This window comes from Shewanella sp. 1CM18E, assembly GCF_023161665.1.
Classification (GTDB): domain Bacteria; phylum Pseudomonadota; class Gammaproteobacteria; order Enterobacterales; family Shewanellaceae; genus Shewanella.
The window spans coordinates 22,096-47,841 of record NZ_JALNTW010000015.1; the positions used below are offsets into that span (position 1 = coordinate 22,096).

Here is a 25,746-nt window from a genome sequence, read left to right on the forward strand (position 1 = left end):
TTTTAATACCACCAAATTAGGGTTAAAGAGGGCTAATATTTAGCTGGAAATCGGCTGCTGGGATCTTAAGCTCAACCTCAGCCTGCCACTGCGCTAAATTGCTATAGCGAATACTGATAAAAGGTTGCTGGCTAGTGGTTATTTCATTTAAGTCATTTTTAGCAAAAAATAACCCGCGGCACAAAGCAGCATCGCATGAGTAATTACTAATTGTAGCGCCCTCTAGATGCTGATTAATACTATTATCCGGCCAGTAAATTAATTGCATTATCGCAAGTAAGTACTCAGCTTTAAACTGCTCTCCGAGCAATTTACTCTGCTCGCTGATAAGGCTTTGGCCATCATAGCTAAGGGTGAACAAGGCTTGCCCAAGTGGTGCTAAGCCAACCAAGGTCAGTTGTTGCTGGCTAAGCTCTAGCTGACTGAGTAGCTCATGTTGGTTATTTTCAGTTTGAATGCTGGCCTTTTGCATCGCGCTAAGTGCTTGTTGACCATTACCTAATACTTGTTGGCTTATTGGCGCTAAACAATAGTTAACTTCAGCTGCAAGTGTGACACAGGTTTGACGCTCAAATGTTTGGCTGCAGCCTGATAACAGGGCTAGGAGCAAGACGGTCAGGTAACAGCTTAGCTTCGGCATAATTCTACAACCATATTCAAGCGGCGCTTGGACTCGCTAACAAAGGGATTATTCTCATCCCAAGCGTAACCGGCAAGGATAGAGCAAATCATCTGTTTTACTTTAGGGTCGGGATCGTCAAAGAAAATCGCATCTTGAAAGCGGCAGTCGTACCAAGCTTCAACGTAAGTTCTAAAAGTATCCACACCTTTCATGAGTGGCACTGAGTATTCTTTCTGCCAATCAATATGTTGACCATCTAGCTGTTTTACCAGTGCTTTAGTGGCCATAGAGGCTGACTGCATGGCAATGGTTACACCTGATGAAAATACAGGATCTAAAAATTCGCCGGCATTACCAAGCAGAGCAAATTTATTGGTGGCCAATGTTGTGACATTGGCAGAGTATCCTTTTAGTAAGCCTGACTCATTAATAAGCTCTGCGTTGGCTAAGAGTTTTTCCAATCCCGGTTCTTGATTAATCATGGTAGTAAGCACGTTATTTAGATCGCAGTTACCATCAGACGTTAAGCCTTGCAGTTGTTGCTCCTTACCAACAACGCCGACTGAGCAGCGACCGTCACTGAAAGGAATAAGCCAGTACCAGATATCTTGATTGTCTGGGTGTACGCTGATGAGGATCTTATCGCGATCGAAACTAGTATCTGAGATGTTATCTTTAATATGATTAAACACCGCACTGCGACTTGGTAGCGTTGAAGGTTTTTCCAGATCTAGCAATCTTGGCAGGACACGACCAAAGCCGCTGGCATCGAGAATAAATTTAGCGTTAACCTTCAGAGTTTGATTTTTTTCGTTAGTTACGGTTAAGCGTGGCTCAGCATCTAAATCGATAGATTCAACACTGTGACCGTAGCGAATATCTACACCTTGCTTTACCGCTTCATCGGCCAGTAGTTTATCAAATGTGGCGCGCTCAACCTGAAAGGTGGTGCCTGGGCCTGGAGTAAACTTATCGGTAAAGTCAAACTGGGTGTATTTGTCTTGATATTTAAACGCAGCGCCATTTTTAAATTGAAAACCCGCTTGTTCAACCGCGTTTTGCATATTGGCTTGTTCAATGACTGTCATGCAGCACGGTAATAAGCTTTCACCGATAGAAAAACGTGGAAAGTGTTGCTTTTCAAGTACCACTACCCGCTTACCTTGGGCATGTAATAAGCTAGCCGCAATGCTACCTGAAGGGCCCGCACCAATAATGGCAACGTCAACATTGAGGCTTGGGGCAGATTCGTACTGAACAGCATTATCAGTCGACATTAGCAGACTTCCTTGTAAAGTTTTGAATAAAAGGCGAAAGCAAAAAGGTAAAACTAATACCTAATAGCAAGGTTAAACCAAAGGCATTGATGGCGGGTGTTTGGCTAAACGCCAGCAAGCCAAAAGCTAATAGAGTAGAAATAGCTGACATAGATACCGCTAACATCACTCCACGAGTTTGCTGCTTAGATTCGGCAAAAAACAGACTGTAATCAACGCCAATTCCAAACACCAAAATTAGTGCTAATGCGTGGAACAAGGTTAATGGATTTTGCAATATGCCTAAACTCGCTAGGGTTAACAGTGCCGAAAGTGCAGGTACAGCAATGACTACCGCAGCGAGTTTGTTACCAAATCGCATCGTAAAAATAAGCCCCGCAACAATCAGTGCAATGGCAAGAAAGGCTAGCGTTAGCTGACGGTAATGGCCCATTACTTTAGAAATATCACCAACCTTATCAATCAGTTTGATATGCGCATTGCCATCAAAAAGAGCGGCAAAAGTATTGAGCTGCTTAATACCGCCAAGTAGCACGATTGCGCCATATTCTGTGTTTGCTTGAGCGCTTGAGTTATCAGTATTTATTGCTGGTAACCATAGCGGCTTAAAGCTTAAGCCAGCCTGATGGCTAAAAAAGCTTTCGGCGTTTATAAACTGCCTGTTACCAGCCTGATAATCGGCTACTAGCTTGGCCTTTATGCTGTCATCTAAGCCGAGTTGCGCCACAATCGAATCTAAGTGATGCAGGTAAATATCAGCTTGCAGATGATAGTTCATTTGCTGACTTGCTTGGCTTGGCAAGAAGCGAGTTAGGCTTAAATGATTACCTATTAGCTGGTCTTGCTCAGCTTGCTGCAGAACTGGCTCTAGTTTTTCCAATTGCTGCTTTACTTGCTCTTCAGTTGCGCCGCTGACCAATAGAAATTGGTTGTCAGTGCCGCCGCTTAATAAGCGTCGCAGTTGGTCTTCTTCTGTTTGAATCTCTATCGGAGTGTGCTGCAGCTGGCGAATATCATCATCGGCGCTAAGTAGCCATAATCCAGCTGCAATAAACAAGCTTGAACTTAGTGCGAGTAGCAATTTGGCCCGTAGGCTTGATGGGGTAAACCGTTTAAGCATAAAAGCTTGGTAATGCTGAGCAAGATTAAGTGCGCGGCTCGCATCTTTTAAAGGACTCGCAGCAATTACAGGGTAGGCAAGTAACAGGGTAAGGTACGCCCCGAGCAAGCCTGCGGCGCAAAATACAGCCACTTGCTGCATTCCAGGAAACGGTGCTAAACCTAGCGCGCTATAGGCGATAATGCTGGTTAATAACGCCAGACTTACTGCAGTGAAAATATGCTTAATGATGTTATCGCTGCTGTCTTGTGGGTTATTAAGCCGCTCACAATAATAGTGAAAACAATAGTCGATAGAGATCCCGATTAAACTCGTACCAAACACTAAGGTGAGTAAGTGCAACTCACCAAAAATAACACTTGTGGCAACTATGGCTAATAACATGCTGCTACTGACAGTGACTACCGCTATGGTCAGCGGCATTATCGAGCGAAACGCTAGCCACACTAAGCCAATGACACCAATTAGCGACAACAGGCCAATAGTCGACACCTCTTGTTTGGCGTTTTCGGTCGCAGCAGCGGCATGAAAGAGTGCACCAGCTTTAATTATTTCAATGCTGTTAGCTTGCGAACTCGTTGCAGTATGTTGGGAAGTCACTGCGGTAAAGGCGTTGTCGAGTACGGTTAATTGAGCATGTTGTGCATTAGGATTAAAGGCGCTGTCGCGACCTTTTGCCATAACGATTGCTGCATACTGTGGCTTTGGAGTCGCAGCAGATGGCGCAATATTGGCAATCAATATACCTTGTTTAACGTTCAGTTGCTGTGATGGCGCAAGGCTGAGTAATGAGTCAGGATACAGTAACAGAGGGTCGCGGCTAATTAGTTCGCTATTGGCATAGCTAAAGGCGTTATAGAGTTTCTCTAACGCAGATTGGGTGAGTTGCTGCCAATTACCTTGCTGTAATTGTTGGCGCTGCTCCTCAGTGAGAAGCTGAAATCTATGTTTAAAGTAATAACTATTTAGCGCATCAGCTTGAGCCATATCGGCGCTAGAGATGTCGATAAAAGGGCTAGAGTTAGATGCTGAGTCTGAGTCTGAGCATGAACTGGAATTGCTATTACCTTGTTGCAGCTTAGCCATAGCGAGTTTAGCTGCATCAATGGCCGCTTGCTCATTATCACTTATAAATCCAAGGTAAATACGGTTAGCGAGTTGCTGCTCAACCTGTGCCATAGCTCGTTGAGTTAGCGGGCTTTCGCTAACTTTGGGCAGCATCGCTAGAATGTCGCTTTGAATTCTTGCGCCGTTTTGCCATGAGAGCCAACCAGATAGGGCTGTCATCACCAGTAAGGCTAGCCAAATAGCAAACCTCAATTTGGCGGTTTTAGGACTTAACCAATAGCGCAAAGTGGGCAGCATGTGAGTTACTTGCCCTCAGGAGAGTAGCGAGCCTTATCTGCATCACTAAGTGGCGAATCATTAACTGCAGAAAATTCAATTTGGCTCCGATCGCCATTATCACTGAACAGCACTAAAGATTGGATCTGCTGTGCGCCTGTTAGCACTAATTTCGGCATAGCTTTTTGCACTATGGCATCAAGTGGCTTTAGCCCAAGTTGCCACTGGGTAGAAGCTGGCGACGAGCTAACGTTGTTAGTCTTGGCAGATGGCATAATAAGGCTAAGCTCAAAATGTTGCTTCAATGCGGTTATATCGCCGCTAAGCAAAGCATTCAGTAGCTTAGGCATGATATCACTCAACATATTAGCGCTAGTCTGCTCGGCGTGGTTAACGCTGATACGGCCTTGGCTGTCGACTTGAATGAGTTGTTTATCCTTAAGGATTAAGGTACTGGCAAAAGGCTTATTCTGCTGCCAAATAACCCCGATATTGTTAGCAAATACAAATTCACCATGACTGATTAATGGCTTTTTCAGTACTTTAAGATAGCGAGCCTGAGTGAAGTGTCCTTTTGCTTGCTCGCTTGGTGATAAGCTTTGGCTTAACTTAACCAACTCAGCGTTAGTTGCTGGCTTAGCAAATAGCGCTGAGTAGTCAGTAGCAGAAGTACTCATTGCAGCATCGCCGATGGCTGGCACCTGCGCTGCGTAGCTTTTATTTAGGCTACTATCTGTCAGCACTACAGCGGCGATAATGAAAAGACTGAATGCAGCCAGCTGCAAGAGCTTCATGCGAGTTACTCCATGCCTTGGGCGTTTTCTGGTAGCAGATGAGCTATTTTCTGTAAAAATACTTCAGGCGTAACAAAGCAGAGCTCTTGGGTTTGCATATCGACTGCGGCTTGAATTGTGTATCCTTTAGTTATGCGTTTACCTGTTTGAGCATCAAGTACTTGGTAGTTAATCTTTAGACGGTTTTCCCACTCAACTAACGCTGCCTTAACCAGCACCTTTTGTTCAAAGGTGCTTGATTGAACGTACTTTATCTGCACATCAACAATTGGCCAGCTAAAGCCAGAATCTTGCATAGCGCGGTAGCCATAGCCAATTTTATCCAGCAGTTTACAGCGGACTAACTCAAAATAGCGTAAGTAGTTACCATGCCAAGTGATGCCCATCGAATCGACATCGTGAAACGGAATTTCAACTTCCATCTCTGCGTGTAAAATGCCTTTCATTAGTAATGTCCTTATTATTTTCCGCACACTTCCCAATAACCGTGTTGGATCTTATCCACGGTTGAGCGTAGCGTTTGTTCTAGCGGTCTATCTTCAGTTAGCAGCTCAAAATCAGCTTCAACTTGCGCAAGGGTATTGGCTAAAGATGGCGTGATTGAGCTGGCAACTAGCTCTTGTTGGGCGATACGCAGACGAATACCTTGCGACATAGCTAATAGTGCCGCAGCTGCAACTTGCTCAGTAAGCTGTAATACGCGCATACAGTCTCGAGCAGAGATAGTGCCCATGCTGACTTTATCTTGGTTATGGCATTCGGTTGAGCGCGAGAACACGCTGGCCGGCATAGTGTTTTTTAATGCTTCTGCAGTCCAAGCTGAAACGCCAATTTGTACCGCTTTAAAGCCATGGTTAATTGCCTTGCGGTTGCCCGTTGCGCCAGATAGGTTTGCTGGTAAACCGTTATTGAATTTTTGATCCATTACCAACGCCATTTGGCGATCAATAAGATCGGCAATATTGGCTACTGCGTTTTTCATCGCGTCCATCGCAAAGGCAATATGGCCGCCATAGAAGTGGCCGCCATGCAGAATATGCTCGCCCTCACCATCAACAATTGGGTTGTCGTTAGCGCTGTTTAGTTCTGTTTCAATAAACTGGCGCATAAATGGTAGTGCATCTTGCAGCACGCCGATAACATGCGGCGCGCAGCGAATAGAATATCTGTCTTGCAGTCTGTCGGAGTTACGTGGATGGATATGATGATTTAAATCTTCACGGATCCACGCTGCAATTTGGTTTTGACCTGGATGAGGCTTAGCGGCAAATAGAATGTCGTCAAAATGGTTGGAGTTACCTTTTAAGGTTAGCGATGCCATAGCTGTTATACGGCTAGCAAGGCGCGCCATATATTGCGCTCTGTCATAGGCTAAGCAGGCTAGGGCGGTCATTACCGCGGTGCCGTTCATTAGGGCCAAACCTTCTTTTGGGCGCAGTTTAAGTGGCACGATATTAAGCTCTTTATACACATCACTCGTTGGGCGGCGCTCACCTTGATAAATCACATCGCGCTCGCCAACCAGTACTGCAGCTAGGTAAGACAGTGGCGTTAAGTCGCCGCTGGCACCAACTGAACCTTCTTCTGGGATCACCGGTGTGATATTTAGGTTTAGCAAGGTCTCAATACGCTGTAACAGCTCATAAGTCACCCCTGACTTGCCAATAGCTAAAGAGCTTAAACGGCATGCCATAACAGCACGGGCTTGCATTGGCGACAATATTTCGCCCATGCCACAGCCATGAAAACGGGTTAAATGCAGTGGTAATTCATGCACCAGATCTAGGCCAACAGTTACAGTACAAGAGTCGCCGTAACCAGTAGTAACGCCGTAGACCACACCTTCCTCTTTTAAGAGGCTATCAATAAACAGTGCGCCTTTTTGAATATAGGCGCGATACTCAGCTGTTTGATTGAGCTTAGCCTTTGCGCCTTTAGCAATGGCGACCACATCTTCAAGCGATAGGCTGTTATAGCCAAATTCTACCGACTGTGGCTGAGGTGTTGTGTCTTGGGTCATTTGCTTGCTTGTCCTTTACTATTGCAGTCATTACTGCAATCACTACTATTGGCGTGGGTTCGTTGTGCTTGCTCATCTTTACGCCAAAAATCATAAAAATTAAACCATTGCAGCGGTTCACTTAATGCATGACGCGCTAAGCGAGTACTAAATTCATCTACGGCTTGCTCGATACGTTCTGCACGGCCTGCTCTTGGGCCTTTTAAGGTGTCGGCAAAATGCTCTAAATGCACATGGTAGCGACCATTTTGGCGCAGGCAGAACATGGTATACACCGGGCAGTCTAGTAGGCCGGCTAAAATAAAAGGTCCTTGAGGAAACGGCGCTTGCTCGCCTAAAAAGTCTTGGTAAATTACCCGACCTGCTGTTTGCGATGAGGTGCGATCGCCGGCTATTACCACCAGTTCTCCATTCTCAATTTTTTGCTGCAGTAACATTGAGGTACTGGGCCCAAGTTCGGTCACTTGGATAAGGTTGAGTGCACTGTCTGGATTAAGTTGCTTTAGTACTCGGTTAAAGTTTTCAGCATTTTCAGTCAGCACCATCACGTTAACTTTTACTTTGCGCTGGTGGATTGAAATGGCGCGGCACAGCTCCAAATTACCTAAATGCGATACTAGCAACACTGCACCATTTCCTGCTGCAAGTTCATTGGCGAGCATCTCGCGATTAGGAAACTCCACCTGTTCGAGTTTGATACGGTCGCACCATGCGTCGATTCTATCGAGAGCGGCATTACCAAAGGCAAAAAAGTGTTTCAGGCTATCGCGCCAGCTAAGTGATTCACTCAATTGTGGATGATCAGGCTGCTGCTGTTTGACGTGCTCTAGAAACTGTTTTGATGCAGCTCTAGCAGTGCTGCCAGTAATAAAGAAATACACAATCACTGGGTACATGATCGCACGGCATAACCAATGACCACCAAAACGGTAGCTTTCGGCAATCAGTTTTATGCCCCAGTAGCTGCCGCGCTCGGTCATATTAGACCAATGCTTGTTTTTATTTGAGGCGGTGAATAGCTGCTTTATCGACTGTAAAAGCCGTTTAGGTTGACGCCACAACATGCCGAAAAATAACTTGCTGTGCATTAAAGAGATACGCACATTATCTTTAAGCCCTTGAAAATGACTGACACCATCTTCGGGGTAGATGACACGGGTGGGCAGGTGAATAATCAGCACCCCTTGCCAGTAAAGACGTACCAAGACTTCGATATCAAAATCCATGCGTTCGCCTAAGGCGTGGCTTAGAAATAGCTTTTCAGTGGCGGCAAGCGGATAAATGCGAAAGCCACACATGGAGTCTTTAATATCAAAGCTTAAGGTTTCTACCCACACCCAGAAATGGGTGATATAGCGGCCATATAAACGACCTTTAGGCACTGACTCATCGTATTGCGGTAAACCTGAAATCAAGGCTTCTGGCGCCGATTCTGCTCGCTCAATCATAGCCGGAATATCTGCTAAATCGTGTTGGCCGTCGGCGTCAACTTGCAGTGCATGGGTAAAACCATCGGCATAGGCAGTGCGCAGTCCTGTCATTACCGCAGCGCCTTTACCGCGATTGTATGGGTGATGCAGTAACGTCACCCAAGGGTATTTTTCTGTTAGCTCGATCAGTAAAAAGCGGGTTTCATCATCGCTACCATCGTTAATTAAGTAACAAGGTAAATCAAAGGCCGCAAGCGCCTCTAGCGTGCGCTCAATGGCGCCGCGATGATTATAGTTTGGTACGACTAAAGCTAAGCGCATTAGCTGCCTACCGCTACTGGAGAGTTAGTGGTATTGAGGGCGATGCGACCCGACGCAAAACGCTTTTCGCCATCACTATAAGCAAAGGTGAGTTTTTGTTTAGCGGCGCTATGGCTCACAATCAGATCAACCTGAGTGTTAGGTAGCATGAGTTGTTGAAACTTAAGCACTTCAAGTGTCGCTACATTAACGTTATAGCCAAAGTGAGCGCAGCCAAGCTTGATAGCCCAATCGAGTTGAGTAACCCCTGGCAACACGGGTTGCTCGGGAAAGTGACCATTGAAATAGTTAAGATTGGCAGCAATATCCAGTCGCCAAGTAGCGCTATCGGCTTCGCTGGTAAAGCTAATAATGGTGGGCAGATTTGATGTAATCATTTGCTTTTAAACTTATCAATATCAAATAGGGCTAACATATTTGTTTGCACCCGCTTACCTTGTTGGTCTAAAGGTAAAGCATCTGGGTAACGCCAACGTCTAGGTAATGTCACCCGTTCAAACTGGCTGAGCAAGTGACTTTTTAATTGATTATTCAGTGCGAGTTTACCGTTCGTTTCTAGCTGAGCAGCCCCCTCTTTAGAAAGCTCGATAGCTGCACCAAGCTGAACTCTTGGCTGTTCTAGCATGACTAATGCCGCTTTAGATACCCAAGGGTGGCTTTCTAATAAAGATTCCATTTGCACTAGTGACAGGCGTTTTTCTTCAACTTTAATAATGCGGTCTAAACGGCCTTGCAGGCTAAATTTTCCATCGCTGTGCAATTCAATTTTGTCATCACATTTAAGCCAAGCGTTATCTGGCAAATAAGGAGACTTGAGCATGAGTGCGCCATCGGATTCCGCTTGAGCGATCTCTATTGACGCAAAGGTTTGCCAGCTGGCATTGGCTTGGTGTTGGCGGCGATAGGCTATACCACCGGTTTCAGTGCTGCCAAAGACTTCGATAGGTGGTTGCCCGTAGCAATTGGCTACCGATTTTGAAGCGTCAAAGCTCAATGGGCCGCCAGAACTAAACACTAAACTTGGGGCTCGTAATTGCTTTTCGTTGTCCAGTGCATCCGGTAGTCGAGACAGCTGCGCCGGGCTACTGATCAGGCATAGATTTGGAAATAAATTAGCGTAATAACTTAAGGTTTCAGGGTATTCCACTAAGTCACTTAAAAACGGACGACTTGCCGCAAGTGGCCAAAGGATCTTAAACAATAGCCCATAGATGTGTTGGTGAGAGACGGTAGATATGACGCTGCAATGAGGTAAGTGTTGGGCAAAAGTATGCTCAAGCACGCTGACCTCTGCATCAAGCTGGTCAATGGTTTTGACTACACGCTTAGGCTTGCCGCTGCTACCTGAAGTAAACAACACTAACTTGCCGTAGCTTTGTACTTGTGGCCAGCTACCAGTAGGTGGGTTTTGGTCTTTATCGAGACGTAAAAAACTTTTGCCTTCGCAAATTGGCATATTGGCCATCACGCCATCGTACTCATGGGTGAGTTCGCTTAAAGTGCCAGCTTGAGTATTGGCAGGCAAGATCACCTCTTTACCCGCTAATAGACCGGCGCAAAGCCCTACAGCAAAGAGGTCACTGCTGTCACTGCTTAATAACCAGCGCTGCTCTTCAGATCCCATCAGCTGCTGATGCAACTGACTTACTTGTGAGCAAAAAACTGAGCCGGTAACAATATCGTGGTGATTAAAGCTAATCAGCTGCTGCGCAACAGGCCCTTGGCTTAACCAAGCTTTTAGTAAATTCGTCATGACTTTTTTAACCAAAATGTTCGATATAACCATTCGCCACCAAGTAGCGACCCAATGAGCAAGTAGGCGATTAAGCCGTTATAGAGTGTCCATGTTTCGATGCTGGTGTATAGAGCGGTATAAAGCGCCATTGCACCATTAAAAATGAACAGACCACACCATATTAATGTCACACGATTTAAGTAGCCTATAGCGGCGTCTGGTAGCTCTGGCTCTTTGAGTCGAGCTAATCTTTCTATCATGCTCGGCCCATGTTTGAGTGAATAGCCAAACAAGCTCAACATGGTCAGATTTATCACGACTGGGTAATACAATAGCCAGTCATTTTGTTTTGCGATAAAGCTGCCTGCAGTGAGGCCGATACCGACGATAATAGGCAATAATAATGCTTTTACCTGTTGCTGCTGCAGAAACAATCTAAGGATTAACACTGCACATAAGCCTAAGGCGATACTGCCTGCTGGCAAATAGTGCAGCCCAAAGTAGACCGCCAGTGGATAAGCGATAACGACTATGGATGTCACTATTTGCAAAAACAGTCGCATTAGTCTTGCACTAAACCTTCAATTGCGCTGACAACATCATTGACGGTTCTTACAGCTTTAAACTCTTCAGGCTTAATCTTTTTACCTGTCATTTGTTGCAGCTTAATCACTAAATCAACGGCATCAATGCTGTCTAAATCAAGCTCTTCATATAGAGAGGCTTCAAGGGTGATATCGTCTGCATCAATCTCAAACTCATCCACAAGGATTTGGGTTAGCATGTCTAGGATTTGTTCACGAGTTTGCATCATTCCTCCTAGGCTCGCTGTGACTCAATAAAGCTTACTAAGCTAGCCACACTATAAAAGTGCTGTTTTGTCGCTTCAGAGTTAGCTTCAATTTTGACATCAAACTGCTTTTTAATGGCTAAGCCTAGCTCGAGTGCGTCAATTGAGTCGAGGCCAAGACCGTCACCAAATAGTGGGGCTTCAGAGTCGATATCATCGATACTGACGTCTTCAAGGTCAAGGCAGTCGATGATCAGTTGTTTAATTTCGTTATCTAAGCTCATAAGTATCTATCTAATTGTTGTTTATAATAGTTTTCTAGGTCGCGGGTCATCTGTCTTGCCATTTTTGCATCGCCACCTGCCGCAGCATCATAGCGCAAATATGGCAATGTTTCGCCAATTTCAATATCAATTCCAATCGTGCGTCTTGGTAGCTGATACCACTTTTGCTGTTTACTAAAGCCAACCGTATTGGTTTTCAAAAATACCGGCAAAAGATCACTGCTAGTACGCAGGGTGATATTGGCTGCGCCACGGGCAAATGGATTAATTTTCTCACCAATAATGGTACGAGTCCCTTCAGGGAAAATAATCAGGTTAGTACCGCGCTCTAATACCGACTTACAGTCCTCGAGTAACAGTTCTGCGCCGCGATTAGGTATGTAACCAGCACAAGAAACGACGCCACGTAGAAACGGGTTACGCCATAGCCCTTGTTTGACAATACAGCCTGCATTAGGCATCAAACTTATCAGCACCACCACATCAATTAAGGTTGGGTGATTTGCGGTAACTATCATGCCTTTTGCATTACTTAGGCGGCTAATATCTTGGTATTTGACGCTGATTAGCCCAACCCAACTCATCATGCGGACAAAGCCTTTAAACATGATGTGTACCGCGCGTTGCACACGCTCAATACGTTGCTGGCGCGTGCCAGGCCAAAATCTTAAAATAGGCAATATGGTGAGCGAGCTTAGCAGGCCGCCTAAGCCAAATGACATATAGCAAAGAGTGCCGCCAACCCAGCGCGGAATATAGGCGATTCCGGTTAACTTTGGCGCTCGAGGTTGTCTGTATTCAGTGGCTTTTTCAACTGCAGCTTTAGTCACAATCAAGCTCCCAGTGCCAGCCTGAAAGTAGACCCGTCAGTCGTTTTTTAGCTGCAAGATTTGCCAGTAATTCACCATAGTTAAGCTGCTCTGCATTGTTATCAGCAAGCGCTGCGGGTGTTAGCTTGATCGTTGCTAAGGCATCTTGTTGATGATCCGCTGGCGCTAGCACAAACGCGATAGCAATTGGCCACTCAGGTTGTGAGGCAAATTGACTATAAACTTGTGGTACTGGTTCATCTGCATACACCAGTAACAAAGGTTCAGGATTGGCGTGAAGTTGAGCAAACGCTTCGATAAAGGCTTGAGAAAAAGTATTGCTGCCAGCAGCAATCGAAGTCGAGGCTGCACGGTTATGGCTGAAAATGCTAAAGATGCCACTCGCAGTATTGTGGACTGATTGGCTAAATCCAGTAGGGGATAGCGGTGCGCCATCAACAATGTCATTTAACAGGCTGATAGTGCGGTTAATCTCACCATGTTGCGAGGCAAAAATGCTACGACATTGCTCGCTAGGTGCGCATTGATGTACGGCTTCAAGAATGATCTTGGTGAGCTTGCTAAGGCGCCTGCGCTGCATTGCTGGTATATGAGCAAGTTTAGGCACAGCAGGCTTTAATGCTGCATCGTCAGAGGCTCTGTCTGGCCAATTTAGCCATTCAGAGGCTTGTTGGTAATGTGGCGACCAAGCGCCCCATGAAAGAATGCTGAACTTCAAATGCACTGCCCCAGATACGAATGTCCTTTCGTATTGCCCCTACTAGTAGAAAATTATTTGGCTTTGAAACGGCTTGTAGCTTGGCGTATCTAGGCACAATAACGTTAACAGTGACTATTCTACATCATATAGGCTGAGTGTAATAAGACCTTTTGCGATACGTTTGATACTCAGAAGTAGGGATTAGGTTAAATGCTGTTGATTTAACCTAGGCGCTTTAGATTAAGCGCCTAGGTTATTGGAGAAGGTTGAGCTTGGCTTTAGTTAAGCTGCTTTTGCAGGCGACGAAGCGCTGACTTAACTTTACGAGCGTTCTCTGGGCCCATGCGAACCATTAGCTTTTGCGCGTTTGGCAGTGCTTCAAGCTTTGGGTCCACAAATTGGTAGTTAACGCTAACACCATCTAGTTCGATTGGTTGCTCGATAATTGGTGCATCTAGCATCACTTCAATAGCTTGTTGCATGCGCTCGTCAAATGAAGTTCGGTTGTAACCTAGCTCGGCAAACGCCTCGTTTAGCAGTGGCGTGACTTTTTTGTATGTTTTCGCTAGTTCTTCATCGTTAAGGCTAGCTAAAAAGTCGGCATAAAGGTCGTATCTGTGGTAGCTATCTGGGTTGATATAAGTCTTATTAGCAATATCAGATGCGGTAAAACTGGTGCTTGGTGATTTTAGCGGGCTCACTTTACGTGCGAGTTCACCTTGAGCTAAGTTATCAACAAATACCACAAATTGACGAATAACATTGTCTTCAATTAAAAGTGGCTCAATGGCCATGCCGTCGGCAACGGCAGTCACTTGTTGCTGCACATAAGCGTCACTGTCGCCGAGTGCAGGTAGTGGTTCAGGCTCTGGCGTTGGCTCGACTTCTGGAAGCTGCACCGGCTCAGGAATAACTTCAACCACCTCAGGCTCTGGTACTGCTTCTGTTTCAAGCGGCTCTGCTGGAAGTGGATCAGGGATAACCACAGGTGCAATAATTTGTGGTTCTTCAGCTTTTTCATTGCCGCTGAGATAGTAGTAGCCGCCTGCCGATAGCGCCACAACCGCAATGATAGCGATAATCGCTAATCCATTGGTGCCTGAACTTTTCTCTTGTGGGGAAATTCTATCTTCTTGACTGAGTTGCATGTTAACTCCTCTGCGCCAGCGCAGTGATACGACTAATAATAAAAATACAGTTTCAATCCATTTTGCAAAAATCGAACAGATTGTCTATAGGCAGAAGCTGTATTAAGTATATTTAATTTCAAAAGCTTACAAAATTAGCACTTTACGCTTGTACAAATTGTTCTCTATCACCAAGCCAACGCTCAATAATAGCATCGGCACATTCAGGCGCTTGCTGCATAACGTGGGCTGCGAGTTTTTGCACATGCGGTATAAGTGCTTGATCGCGCATCAAGTCGGCAATTTTCATATCGGCAATACCGGTTTGTTTAGTACCTAGCACTTCACCTGGGCCGCGGATCTCTAAATCTTGCTGAGCGATAACAAAGCCATCATTACTTTGTCTGAGCACCCCAAGGCGTTTAGTGGCTGTTGCTGATAGCGGCGCTTTATAAAGTAGTACACAATGGCTGGCTACCGCCCCGCGGCCAACACGACCACGTAGCTGATGTAGCTGAGCTAGGCCGAGACGCTCAGGGTTTTCGATAATCATTAAGCTGGCATTTGGTACATCCACACCCACTTCAATTACAGTAGTGGCAACCAGTAAATTGAGTTCGCCGGCTTTAAAGTCAGCCATGATCTGCTGCTTTTCAGCTGGTTTCATCCGGCCATGCACTAAGCCAATCTTTAACTCAGGTAGTGCGCGTTTTAGCTCTTCAGCGGTATCTTCAGCTGCTTGGCATTCGAGTACTTCAGACTCTTCAATGAGCGTACATACCCAGTAAGTTTGGCGCTTGTCGTTAATGGCAGCTTGCCTAACGCGCTCAATCACATCATCACGGCGTTGATCCGCTATTGCCACCGTTGTTACTGGCGTTCTGCCGGGTGGCAGCTCATCGATAATCGAAGTGTCTAAGTCGGCATAAGCTGTCATTGCTAAGGTTCGCGGAATAGGCGTAGCCGTCATAATCAATTGATGCGGATGAAAGCCTTGGCTAATACCTTTTTCACGCAAGCCTAAACGCTGATGTACACCAAATCTATGTTGCTCATCGATAATGATCAAAGCGAGTTTATTGAATACCACCTGCTCTTGGAAAATGGCATGGGTGCCAATCACAATATGCGCGTCACCAGATTCAATATCAGCCAGTGATTGCGCTCTGGCTTTGCCTTTTAGTTTACCCGCAAGCCAACCGACTTTTAGCCCCAGTGGTTCAAACCATGCAGCGAAGTTAATAGCATGCTGTTCGGCAAGTAATTCAGTTGGCGCCATCATTGCCACTTGATAGCCGCTTTCAATGGCTTGCAGTGCAGCTAATGCGGCGACTAAGGTTTTACCTGAACCGACATCACCTTGAACTAGGCGCATCATTGGCTCGGCTTTTTCTAGGTCGCGGCCAATATCGGCAACCACTCGTTGCTGCGCGCCAGTAGGCTTAAATGGCAGCGATGCGAGAAACGGATTAAGCAATTGACCGGTGGCATTCATGCTCACTGCATGGTCGCGATTGCTACGCTGACGTAGGCGCAGCATACTTAGGTTATGTGCAAGCAGTTCTTCTTGAATTAATCGCTGCTGAGCAGGATGGGTGCCTTGCTCTAACTCAAATAGCGATACTTGATTATTAGGGCGATGCAAAATGTGCAAGGCTTGCTTTAAATCTAAATTGTTTGGTTGCAGATTAGGCGGTAATAACTCAGGTAAGCCACCATCATCTAACATTGCCAATGCTTGATCGGTGAGTTTTATCCAGCTGGCTTGCTTTAGGCCTTCAGTGGTTGGATAGACAGGCGTGAGTGTATCGCTTAACTGTAGATCTTCACCCGCAGCAATCAGTTTATATTCAGGGTGAATGATTTCAACGCCGTGATTACTGCGACGGATCTCACCATAGGCACGAATGGTCATACCTATCTCTAAGCCGTTACGCTGGGCAACAGAGAAATTAAAGAATCTTAGAGTCAGGCTGCCGCTATCATCGCGCACAGTGCAAGTGAGCATGCGCTTGCGGCCTTGAATAATTTGGCTTGATTGAATAACGGCTTCGATGGTGCCGTAACTGCCAGGGTAAAGCGAGGCAATAGGGTAGACTTGAGTGCGGTCCTCATAGCGCAGCGGCAGATGGAACAACAGATCTTGCACAGTTGTTATACTCAGCTTTGCTAATCTCTCGGCCATCTTTTTAGCGACGCCTTTGAGAGCTGTAATAGGGACAAGATCGAGTCTTTGCAAAAGGTTAGCACTCAAACACTGTAATTTTATACATATATTATCAGAGTTATTGGTTTACGCAAATTAGATGGCTAACGCTGATCATAACCAGCCTTTCTGTTTGGCGATTCTAGCGGCATCAATACGGTTCGTTGCATGTAATTTGCTCATCGCCTCACTAAGATAATTTCTTACTGTGCCTTCGGCAATAAAAAGTGTTGTAGCGATCTCCGCTGTTGCTTTTCCTTCTGCGGCTAGCCTGAGTGCGCGACGTTCCTTATCGTTAAGTGGATCTTGCTCACCAATTGCCATAATGGCAAGTTCCGGGTCGATAACGCGTTTGCCCGCCATGACCTGATTAATGGCTTCAATTAAGGTATCAGAGGGGGCGTCTTTTAATAAAAATCCACCGACACCAGACTCTATCGCCCGCTTAATGTAACCAGCACGGCCAAAGGTGGTGACGATGACTATCTTTAATTCAGGTTTATGGCTTTGGCACCAAGTGGCGAGTTCTAGCCCGGTTAACCCGGGCATTTCTATATCGCTAAGGAGTAAATCAAACTCTTGCTGTTGCAGTAACTTTAAAGCCACATCACCATCGGCAGCTTGCACCACTTCAAACTCACCACTCAAACTGAGTAATGCGCTAAGCGCTCCGCGTACCATGGCTTGATCTTCGGCTAAGAGAATTTTCATCGTTGTGGCATTCCTGACTGTGGCAGCGTAATGGTAAATTGGCATTGCTGGCTTAAATCCCATGACAGCGTGCCCTGAAACTGTTGCAAACGTTCGCGGATCCCTTTGAGACCGTTACCTTGCTCTAAATTGTCTAGCTGACCATTATCAGTGATCTGAATAATAATCTGTTGCTCATTCTGGCTAAAGCTTAAGCTGCACTCCTGTGCCTGGCTATGGCGAATAACGTTATTGCACAGCTCAGTTAAACAGAGAATTAAATGGGTCTCGAGATCGCTACTTAGATTAGGGATATCTCCCTCTAGTTGCACACTTAAGCCTTTATCACGCAAGGTTTGGCATAAGTTAGTTACGCTGGCGGCAAGACCTTTATGCTTATAACCCGATACGGTTTGGCGGATCTGGCTTAGGCTGTCTCGGGCAATACTATTGAGTTCGCTTAGTTGTTGCTGTGCTTGCTCAATATCGTCTTTAGCAAGGAGCTTTTCGGCAAGCTCGGCTTTGAGTGAAATGGACGACAAGCTGTGGCCCATAATATCGTGTAGATCGCGGGCAATCCGCTCACGCTCCAGCATAGTGGCTAACTGATGGATCTCTTGTTGGCTTTTTTGCTGCTTACATAAATTTTCAATACGTCTGCGCTCAATAACACCAAATAGGCCAACGCCGGCAATTAACCCTGCACCATAAATGACCCAATAATAATGATCAAAGTTAAGGCTTAGATTGAGTAATGCCAGCACGCCTATGAGGCTAATTAAAGCCAGCGCTGCTTTTTGAAGTGGGTAGAAAAAACCGATAAAAAAGGCGGCAAAGGTAAATAGCGATAACGAGCCGGTATTAATTGGGGTGACAGCTATCGCAATGGCGATCATCGCTAGTATGGGCAGGTGTGCACGGCTGCTGTTACTTCGATAAGCCCAGAAGTAGCAATAAATAAACGGCGCTAATGCAGCCAAACTAAGCAGAATTTGCCACTGCGGCATATCGATAATGAAATAGGGGATAAAGTAAAAAACTAAATTGATCAGATAGACCCATGCATACTTGTCTTCTGTCTTGCTTGCTGGGTTTGGTATGTCTTGCGTCATGGTTAATTCCTTTTAGTTGGAGAGAGCTTTAAGTGCAGCGCTCTCCATTTTCGAACTGTTTTTCTTTTTGACTCAACTGCATAGCTAGCTTTTGCTGTTTTGTTGACTGTTCTGTTGTAAAAGAAACTGCGCCCAAGCGTAGTCAGACTCTACTGTTAATGCTTGCTGCCAATCAGCAACTGCCCCCTCTAAATCCCCTAAGCTTTGCTTGGCTAGTCCTCGCCAAGTATAGGCTTCAGCGTATCCCCAACAGATGTTATCGCAAGGATTGGCGTAAAGTTCAATGGCTTGAGTCGCTAAGTCTGCTGCGCGCTGCATACTACCACCGTACATAGCGGGTGTATTAAATGCGCTAATGGCCTGTACTAGCGCGACTCTTGGGTTATCAGCCTCAAGTTGCTTGGCTTGTTGTATTGCCTTGCCAGCTTTCGGGCCATAAGTAACGGCTTTGCTGTTATCAAGGGCGATAAGCATGCCGTAGACAGATGATAGCAGTGCAAGGTTGTCGGCATTACTGCTTGCACTGGTTAGGGTTTCGAGCGTTTCTTTGGCATTTTCTAGTGCGCTAACGGCAAGTTGTGGTTGGCCTAAAATATTAGCACTGATTGCTAGACGATAATTAGCATAAGCTTGGTTATAGTCATTACCCTGTTGGCCGTAACCTGTCAGAGTTTTTACATCCATATGGTTAGCTGCAGCATCAATATTTTCAATGCTTTCCGCATTGGCGATTTGGCTACCTAAAGCAGATGAAATACCAAGTGATGTAACGAATAATAAAGTTTTCATATCAATCTCCATTTGAGTGTTATACCTACCTTTATTGCGGTAGGTATTGTTGGGTACGGCTCTAGTATTGGAGATTGTTGAGGATAAATGCAGACACAAACGTCACCAGTTTAGGGTGACATTTGTCATTTTGACGATTTACAGGATAAAAAAATGGCCTAAGGTGCGTTGCACATTAGGCCATTTCTATTTAACTGCTAGCCAGTGGCTTATTAATTAAACTTGAGCAACCAAGTAGCCGATGTAAGCAACATAGCCTAGTACTAGTAGCGCGGCTTCACGGCGACCAATGCGTAGACCTGTGTAAGCAAACGGCAGCAAGATAACAGCAAAGGCAATCATCGCGCTCCAGTCAAGGTTGCTAATTTCACTACCAATAATTGGGTGAATAAGTGCAGTCACACCTAAAATACCCAAAATATTAAATAGGTTTGAGCCGACAACGTTGCCAATTGCGATGTCGCTCTGGCCTTTTAGTGCGGCAACAATTGAAGTCACCAGCTCTGGCATACTGGTACCGATAGCAACGATGGTTAGGCCAATAATCACTTCGCTGATGCCAAATGACTGCGCCATAGCAACTGCGCCATCAACAAACAAAATACCGCCACCAACTAACATGCTGATACCGATAACGATAAATAGCACTGAAAGAATTGGGTTTTGCTTAGTATCTTCAACATCATCGTCAGTTTGTTTTTCTGCAGTGAAGTAGCTGAATGTTAAGTAAGCCACAAGTAGTGCAGACAGAATCGCACCATCCCAGAAGCTTAAACCACCATCAAGCAGCAGACTCCAAAATAGTAACGATGCACCAATCATGATTGGAATGTCACGACGCACCATTTGCGATTCAATTTTGATCGGACGGATAAGCGCGGTGATACCTAAAATTAGGCCGATGTTGGCAATGTTAGAGCCAATCACGTTACCTAAAGCGATACCGCTATTACCGGCAATCGCAGATTTTACGCTTACTGCAAGTTCTGGCGCACTGGTACCAAAGGCTACAATGGTTAAACCAATAATAAGTGGTGTAAGCCCTAATCTTAGGGCTATTTGGCTTGCTCCTCTTACTAAGGCTTCTGCGCCAACAGTAAGAATTAGAAAGCCGCCGAGTATCGACAATAAAATAAACATGGTTGACTCTATAAATTGGGTTTCTTTGAAAGGATGGCAAGAATAGTTTCTTTGCAAAATTGCGCAATAAAAAACTGCGTGTTACTCATTAAATTTAGTTAATTGGTGATTATTTGTCACAAAAACAAACGGCACACTTTGAAGTGTGCCGTAATAACAGTTTGGCTTTGATAGGCAAAGTCTAGATTTCGTCTTCCCAGCAAACTTTGCCGCCACGAGTGCCATCCACTTTTTCGCTAAACTTTTTCTCAAGCACATGGCGTTTAATTTTAAGCGTTGGCGTGAGGACATCGTTTTCAACGTCCCAAGGCTCACTGACAATAACAATCGCATCGACAGTTTCGTGTGACTCAAGATGTGGATTCACCGCATCAACAGTGTCTTTTAGTGAGGCTCGTACTTCTTCTCTTGGTTGCAGAGCCGCACCTTCTGACAGCTGTACTAACGCGATAGGGTGGGGTAAGCCAGAACCGATTACACAAATCATCTCTACATGGGGATCTTGTGCCAGCTTACGCTCAATTGGCACTGGCGCTACATACTTACCTTTGGCTGTTTTGAAATTGTCTTTAACGCGGCCAGTAATGCTGACATTACCCTCATCATCAATAGAGCAAAGATCGCCTGTATGGAAGAAGCCTTCTGCATCAAAGCACTTAGCGCTTTCTTCTTCCTGTTTGTAATAGCCTTGCATTAAGCCAGGGCTCTTAACCAGTAATTCACCTACGTCAGACTGCTTAGCCTCACAACCTTCAACCGCGCGGCCAACAGAACCAACTTTATTGGCGTCAAACGGATGGTTAATAATCGAGTAAGCGCAGTTTTCTGTCATGCCCCAGGCTTCTGAGATGTTTAAACCAATCTTGTGATACCACTCAACCAATGATGGCGGGATTGGTGCTGAGCCTGAACCCAGCAGATGACAATGCTCTAAACCTAGCCCTTGATGGATTTTACGCTTAACAATACCACTAACAATGGGTACTTTAAGCAGGAAGTTAAGCTTGCTGTAGCCAATTTTGTCGATAATATTTTTCTGGAATAGGCTCCACAGGCGCGGTACAGAGAAGAATACTGTTGGTCTGGCGCGCTGCACATCAGCGACAAAGCTATCTAGGCTTTCAACAAAAGCAACGCTACTGCCTGAATAGAATGATGAGCCTTGAATCGCCACACGTTCGGTAATATGTGCTAGTGGTAAGTATGAAAGTAATCTGTCTTCTACATCCGTTTTTAAATCGCGCACTACCGCAGTACAGGTCCATGCGTAGCTAGCGAAATTTTGAATTGCACCTTTTGGCTTACCAGTCGATCCAGAGGTGTAGATAATGGTCATGATCTGCTCGGCCGTTGGCAGCGGTGCATCAATTAAAGGCTGGCCCATATTGAGCATTTTATCCCAGTGATACTGTGACGGCATGGTGTCATACGGCATAGCAAGACGCAGAATATCACCACCGACACCAGCTTCTTGGTCGGCCCAGTAATCGAGTTTACCGATAAAAATGGCTTTAGCTTCGCTGTGCTCTAAGGTGTAGCGAATGGTGTCAGCGTTAGCCGTTGGGTAGATAGGTACACTAATATAGCCGCCATGCATTAGGGCTAAGTCGGTAATAAACCATTCGGCACAGTTTTTAGAAAGAACAGCAACTTTGTCGCCAGGGTTGAGGCCAAGGTGTCTTAATGCGCCAGCAATCTGCTGCATTTTTGTTTGCACATCGCGCCAAGTAAAAGTCTTATACTGACCATCAATTGGCTGCTTTAGATAAACTTGATCGCCTTGTTTTTCAACCCAATGTTCAAGCATCTCAATTGGTGTTTTCATAGAAGATTCCATCGCATTTCCATATTGATTTTGTTGATTCCAATTCAGCTTATATCTATATAGTTGTTTTAATCGTTCGTTTAATAAGCTGGTTTCATCTTGAGTATGGCGAAAAATGTGATCTAAGACAAACTTTTTCAAACGGGTGTTACAATTTTGTTTATATGGAAAAAGCAGATGTTTGAGCAGAGGGAGTGTTGGATATAAGTCGGTACGCTTGAAAATATTGAGAGCCCAGCGCTGCAGGAGCGAGTGCTGGGCGCAGAAGGAGTTATTCTTCTTCGTCTGATGGGGCGCGCATTTTTTGCCACCAGTCATCATCGGCAACAATTTGTCCGCTTTCATCAACGGCTGGGTAAGGTAGCTTTTTACGGCGACAAGCTTTGGCATAAATTGGATGGCCTTGCTCGAAGAGCTTGGTTTGGCAGTAAGCATCATCGAGCTTACGAGTACCATACATACCTGCCTCTGTGCGCTGACGCTGAGCTTCATACATGATTAGCGCGGATGCTACTGATACGTTTAGCGATTGCACCATGCCTATCATAGGGATAATGATGTGCTGGTCTGCTGCGGCGATGCCTTCAGGGCTCACGCCATCGCGCTCGTTACCCATAATAATCACTGTGGGCTTGGTGTAATCAATCTCTCTGAAATCGACCGCAGTATCTGAAAACGTCGTTGCTAGAATTTGCATGTCTTTAGCGCGAAACTCTTCAACGGCCTCAGCCATAGTGTGGTGCACACGGGTTTTAACCCATTGCTGGCTGCCAGACGCGGTGTTGCCCGACACGCGCATTTCAAGATCTGACCATACTGCGTGCACTTCATGAATGCCTGCGGCATCAGCTGTACGCAATACCGCAGCAATATTGTTGCCTTTGTGCACTGTGTCTAAGCAAACGGTAAGGTCGGGTTGGCGATTATCAAGCATCTGATTGATGCGGGCAAAACGTTCAGGACTCATGCTAGGCTTCTAAATTAGTGTGGTATTAAATAATGGGTTTAAAACAAAATGGGCGCCTAAGCGCCCAATTGATAAAGTGATGATAGATTAGATCTCCATCACTCCATCCATTTCAACAAGTGAGTCTTTCGGTAATTGTTTTACACCGATTGCTGCACGTGCAGGATAAGGCTGTTCAAAATAACGACCCATAATCTCGTTTACTGTAGCGAAGTTACTAAGGTCCGTCATAAAGATATTCAGTTTGACTATATCGCTTAGTGAACCACCTGCAGCTTCACATACCGCTGTTAGGTTTTCAAATACCTGTACAACTTGGGCTTCAAACTCATTGCTAACGATTTCCATTGTTTCTGGAACAAGGGGGATCTGACCTGATAAATAAACTGTGCTACCCACTTTAACTGCTTGAGAGTATGTGCCAATTGCTTGTGGCGCTTTAGCGGTCGCGATGATGATTTTTTCTGCCATGATCTGTCCTTGTTTTAACTGAGTACAATAGTGAGTTAGCGATTCCTAGATGTACGTAATACTTCAGGTAATACCCTAATACGGCGCATTACGTTAGCCAAATGGATACGGTCACGCACAGAAATTCGCAGATTGATGAGGAATACTCGTCCGTCGCGTTCTTCTGTGGTCAAGTTATGAATATTTGAGCCTTCTGCAGCGACAATCGAAGTGATTTTCGCAAGTGCGCCTTGGTGGTTAACAATCTCCACTCGCAGATTGGCTTGGTATTCAACGCCTTCAGCGCTGTCCCATTGCACAGGAATATACTTATCAGGCTCGCCTTGGTAACCACGTATATTGGCACAGCTTTCCATGTGTACCACTAGGCCTTTACCTGGGCTTACATGGGCAATAACTGCATCACCAGGAATTGGGCGACAACAATTAGCAAAGGTTACCAACATACCTTCAGCGCCACGAATTGGCATAGTATGGGTTTCTTTGTGCTCTTCAGTGTCAACTTGGTCGCCGCGCAGGCGCTGGGCAATCACAATACTCATAGCGTTGCCTAAACCAATATCGGCTAGCAGTGCATCAAGAGTTTCATGCTTGGTATCTTTGACTACTTTTTCAATCTGTTCTGGTGATAAGCTATCTAACTTAGTTTCACCTAAAGCATGATTAAGTAAACGCTTACCTAATAAAATGGCATCGTCTTCTTTCAGGCTCTTCAGTAACTGACGGATTTTAGCGCGAGCTTTACCTGTTACCACAAAGTTTAGCCATGCTGCATTTGGACGGGCGCCGTTTGCGGTAATAATCTCTACGGTTTGGCCGGAGATAAGAGGCTGACTTAATGGATAAGCTTGGCGATTTACTTTAGCACCAACACAGGTATTACCTACGTCTGTATGCACTTCGTAAGCAAAATCGACAGGCGTTGCACCTACTGGTAGCTCTAAAATACGGCCTTCAGGGGTGAACACATAAATCTCTTCAGGAAAGAGTTCAGTCTTAAAGTTTTCAACGAACTCAAAAGAGGTGCTAGCGCTTTGCTGAAGTTCGAGCAAGCTTTGCATCCACTTACGGGCACGCACTTGAGTTGTGGTGCCTTGCTCTGCTGAGCTGCCTTTTTTATACAGCCAGTGAGCCGCGACCCCTTTATCTGCCATTTGGTCCATATCTTCGGTACGGATTTGGATCTCAACCGGCACACCGTGAGGACCAAAAAGCGAAGTATGTAATGACTGATAGCCGTTGGCTTTAGGGATCGCGATATAATCTTTAAAGCGGCCTGGATGCGGCTTATAAAGGCCATGCATGGCACCCATTACGCGATAGCAAGTATCGATAGAGTCAACGATGACTCTGAAGGCATAGATATCCATGACTTCTTGGAATTGCAGCTCTTTATTGCGCATCTTGTTGTAGATGGAATAAAGGTTTTTCTCACGACCTTTGACAGCACCTTGTAGGCCAGTGTCTTCGAGGCGAGTTTCAATTGCAGCTTCGATACTTTGAATCAGTTCTTTGCGATTACCACGAGCGGCCTTAACTACTTCTTTAAGAACACGATATCGCATTGGATAATAGGCATGGAAACCTAAATCTTCTAACTCACTCTTAATATTATGAATACCAAGACGGTTGGCGATAGGGGCGTAGATCTCGAGCGTTTCTCGGGCAATACGGCGGCGTTTGTCAGGGCGCAAGGCACCTAATGTACGCATATTGTGGGTTCTATCGGCAAGCTTGATTAAGATGACGCGAATATCTTGGGTCATCGCCATCATCATTTTACGAAAGTTTTCAGCCTGAGCTTCTTTCTTGTCGCGAAATTTAAGCTTATCTAGCTTAGATACACCTTCTACCAACTCAGCAATAGACTCGCCAAATAGCTCAGCTAATTCTTCTTTGGTAACAGGGGTGTCTTCGATAGTGTCGTGCAAGAGTGCGGCCATAAGCGTCTCATGATCGAGACGCATATCGGCCAGGATGCGGGCAACCGCAACCGGATGGGTAATATAAGGTTCGCCACTCGTGCGCATCTGACCTTCATGGGCATCACGCGCCACCTGATAGGCCTGCTTGAGTAATTCTACCTGTTCAGATTCTAAATAACCTGAAGCAGACTCCTTGAGACCTTCAAACAGATACAAGTGACTACACT

24 protein-coding genes are annotated in these 25,746 nt (G+C 45.5%); all 24 read right to left on the bottom strand.

Annotated elements, in window-relative coordinates; translation table 11 throughout:
* Nucleotides 1–22: 22 nt before the first annotated feature.
* Nucleotides 23–640 (bottom strand): DUF3261 domain-containing protein, encoded by a 618-nt coding sequence (locus tag MSG37_RS16800; RefSeq protein WP_248471811.1) that lies wholly within the window; start codon nt 638–640, stop codon nt 23–25.
* Entirely contained in the window at nt 628–1,899 is a 1,272-nt protein-coding gene (locus MSG37_RS16805; protein ID WP_248471812.1) for an NAD(P)/FAD-dependent oxidoreductase, read from the bottom strand. Before MSG37_RS16805 ends, MSG37_RS16800 begins: the two co-directional genes overlap by 13 nt.
* A complete protein-coding gene (locus MSG37_RS16810) occupies nt 1,889–4,384 on the bottom strand; it encodes an MMPL family transporter (protein ID WP_248471813.1) in 2,496 nt (831 codons plus the stop codon). Before MSG37_RS16810 ends, MSG37_RS16805 begins: the two co-directional genes overlap by 11 nt.
* Nucleotides 4,385–4,389: 5 nt before the next feature.
* On the bottom strand, nt 4,390–5,157 hold the full coding sequence (locus tag MSG37_RS16815) for an outer membrane lipoprotein carrier protein LolA (RefSeq protein ID WP_248471814.1): 768 nt from the start codon (nt 5,155–5,157) through the stop codon (nt 4,390–4,392).
* A gap of 5 nt (nt 5,158–5,162) precedes the next feature.
* Nucleotides 5,163–5,603, bottom strand: a complete 441-nt coding sequence (locus MSG37_RS16820) for an acyl-CoA thioesterase (RefSeq protein ID WP_248471815.1) — start codon at nt 5,601–5,603, stop codon at nt 5,163–5,165.
* A gap of 14 nt (nt 5,604–5,617) precedes the next feature.
* Nucleotides 5,618–7,177: an aromatic amino acid ammonia-lyase gene (locus MSG37_RS16825; RefSeq protein WP_248471816.1), complete on the bottom strand. Its 1,560-nt coding sequence runs from the start codon at nt 7,175–7,177 to the stop codon at nt 5,618–5,620.
* A complete protein-coding gene (locus MSG37_RS16830; protein ID WP_248471817.1) occupies nt 7,174–8,928 on the bottom strand; it encodes a glycosyltransferase family 2 protein in 1,755 nt (584 codons plus the stop codon). The genes MSG37_RS16825 and MSG37_RS16830 overlap by 4 nt, the downstream gene beginning before the upstream one ends.
* The gene (locus MSG37_RS16835; protein WP_248471818.1) at nt 8,928–9,305 is read right to left on the bottom strand and encodes a thioester dehydrase; all 378 of its coding nucleotides are present in this window, start codon (nt 9,303–9,305) and stop codon (nt 8,928–8,930) included. The genes MSG37_RS16830 and MSG37_RS16835 overlap by 1 nt, the downstream gene beginning before the upstream one ends.
* On the bottom strand, nt 9,302–10,681 hold the full coding sequence (locus tag MSG37_RS16840) for an AMP-binding protein (RefSeq protein ID WP_248471819.1): 1,380 nt from the start codon (nt 10,679–10,681) through the stop codon (nt 9,302–9,304). Before MSG37_RS16840 ends, MSG37_RS16835 begins: the two co-directional genes overlap by 4 nt.
* Entirely contained in the window at nt 10,678–11,226 is a 549-nt protein-coding gene (locus MSG37_RS16845; protein ID WP_248471820.1) for a hypothetical protein, read from the bottom strand. Before MSG37_RS16845 ends, MSG37_RS16840 begins: the two co-directional genes overlap by 4 nt.
* Nucleotides 11,226–11,474 (bottom strand): acyl carrier protein, encoded by a 249-nt coding sequence (locus MSG37_RS16850; RefSeq protein WP_248471821.1) that lies wholly within the window; start codon nt 11,472–11,474, stop codon nt 11,226–11,228. Before MSG37_RS16850 ends, MSG37_RS16845 begins: the two co-directional genes overlap by 1 nt.
* Before the next feature lie 8 nt (nt 11,475–11,482).
* Nucleotides 11,483–11,737: a phosphopantetheine-binding protein gene (locus MSG37_RS16855; RefSeq protein WP_248471822.1), complete on the bottom strand. Its 255-nt coding sequence runs from the start codon at nt 11,735–11,737 to the stop codon at nt 11,483–11,485.
* Nucleotides 11,734–12,501: a lysophospholipid acyltransferase family protein gene (locus MSG37_RS16860; RefSeq protein ID WP_248471909.1), complete on the bottom strand. Its 768-nt coding sequence runs from the start codon at nt 12,499–12,501 to the stop codon at nt 11,734–11,736. The genes MSG37_RS16855 and MSG37_RS16860 overlap by 4 nt, the downstream gene beginning before the upstream one ends.
* A gap of 58 nt (nt 12,502–12,559) precedes the next feature.
* Nucleotides 12,560–13,291, bottom strand: a complete 732-nt coding sequence (locus tag MSG37_RS16865; RefSeq protein WP_248471824.1) for a beta-ketoacyl synthase chain length factor — start codon at nt 13,289–13,291, stop codon at nt 12,560–12,562.
* Nucleotides 13,292–13,545: 254 nt separating this feature from the next.
* Entirely contained in the window at nt 13,546–14,415 is an 870-nt protein-coding gene (locus MSG37_RS16870) for a DUF3014 domain-containing protein (RefSeq protein WP_248471825.1), read from the bottom strand.
* 142 nt (nt 14,416–14,557) lie between these two features.
* Nucleotides 14,558–16,633, bottom strand: a complete 2,076-nt coding sequence (recG, locus tag MSG37_RS16875; protein ID WP_248471827.1) for an ATP-dependent DNA helicase RecG — start codon at nt 16,631–16,633, stop codon at nt 14,558–14,560.
* An 81-nt stretch (nt 16,634–16,714) separates the two neighbouring features.
* Nucleotides 16,715–17,311, bottom strand: coding sequence for a response regulator transcription factor (locus tag MSG37_RS16880; protein WP_248471828.1), 597 nt, complete (start codon nt 17,309–17,311; stop codon nt 16,715–16,717).
* Nucleotides 17,308–18,402, bottom strand: a complete 1,095-nt coding sequence (locus MSG37_RS16885; protein ID WP_248471829.1) for a sensor histidine kinase — start codon at nt 18,400–18,402, stop codon at nt 17,308–17,310. Before MSG37_RS16885 ends, MSG37_RS16880 begins: the two co-directional genes overlap by 4 nt.
* Nucleotides 18,403–18,486: 84 nt before the next feature.
* Nucleotides 18,487–19,191 carry a hypothetical protein gene (locus MSG37_RS16890; RefSeq protein ID WP_248471830.1) on the bottom strand — a complete coding sequence of 235 codons (705 nt, stop codon included), beginning with the start codon at nt 19,189–19,191 and terminating at the stop codon, nt 18,487–18,489.
* Between the two features lie 216 nt (nt 19,192–19,407).
* On the bottom strand, nt 19,408–20,331 hold the full coding sequence (locus tag MSG37_RS16895; RefSeq protein WP_248471832.1) for a calcium/sodium antiporter: 924 nt from the start codon (nt 20,329–20,331) through the stop codon (nt 19,408–19,410).
* Between the two features lie 181 nt (nt 20,332–20,512).
* Nucleotides 20,513–22,168, bottom strand: a complete 1,656-nt coding sequence (locus MSG37_RS16900) for an AMP-binding protein (protein WP_248471834.1) — start codon at nt 22,166–22,168, stop codon at nt 20,513–20,515.
* A 259-nt stretch (nt 22,169–22,427) separates the two neighbouring features.
* Nucleotides 22,428–23,123, bottom strand: a complete 696-nt coding sequence (trmH, locus tag MSG37_RS16905) for a tRNA (guanosine(18)-2'-O)-methyltransferase TrmH (RefSeq protein ID WP_248471835.1) — start codon at nt 23,121–23,123, stop codon at nt 22,428–22,430.
* 87 nt (nt 23,124–23,210) lie between these two features.
* A complete protein-coding gene (locus MSG37_RS16910; protein WP_248471836.1) occupies nt 23,211–23,594 on the bottom strand; it encodes a RidA family protein in 384 nt (127 codons plus the stop codon).
* 35 nt (nt 23,595–23,629) lie between these two features.
* Nucleotides 23,630–25,735 carry a bifunctional GTP diphosphokinase/guanosine-3',5'-bis pyrophosphate 3'-pyrophosphohydrolase gene (gene spoT, locus MSG37_RS16915; RefSeq protein ID WP_248471838.1) on the bottom strand — a complete coding sequence of 702 codons (2,106 nt, stop codon included), beginning with the start codon at nt 25,733–25,735 and terminating at the stop codon, nt 23,630–23,632.
* Between the last annotated feature and the right edge of the window lie 11 nt (nt 25,736–25,746).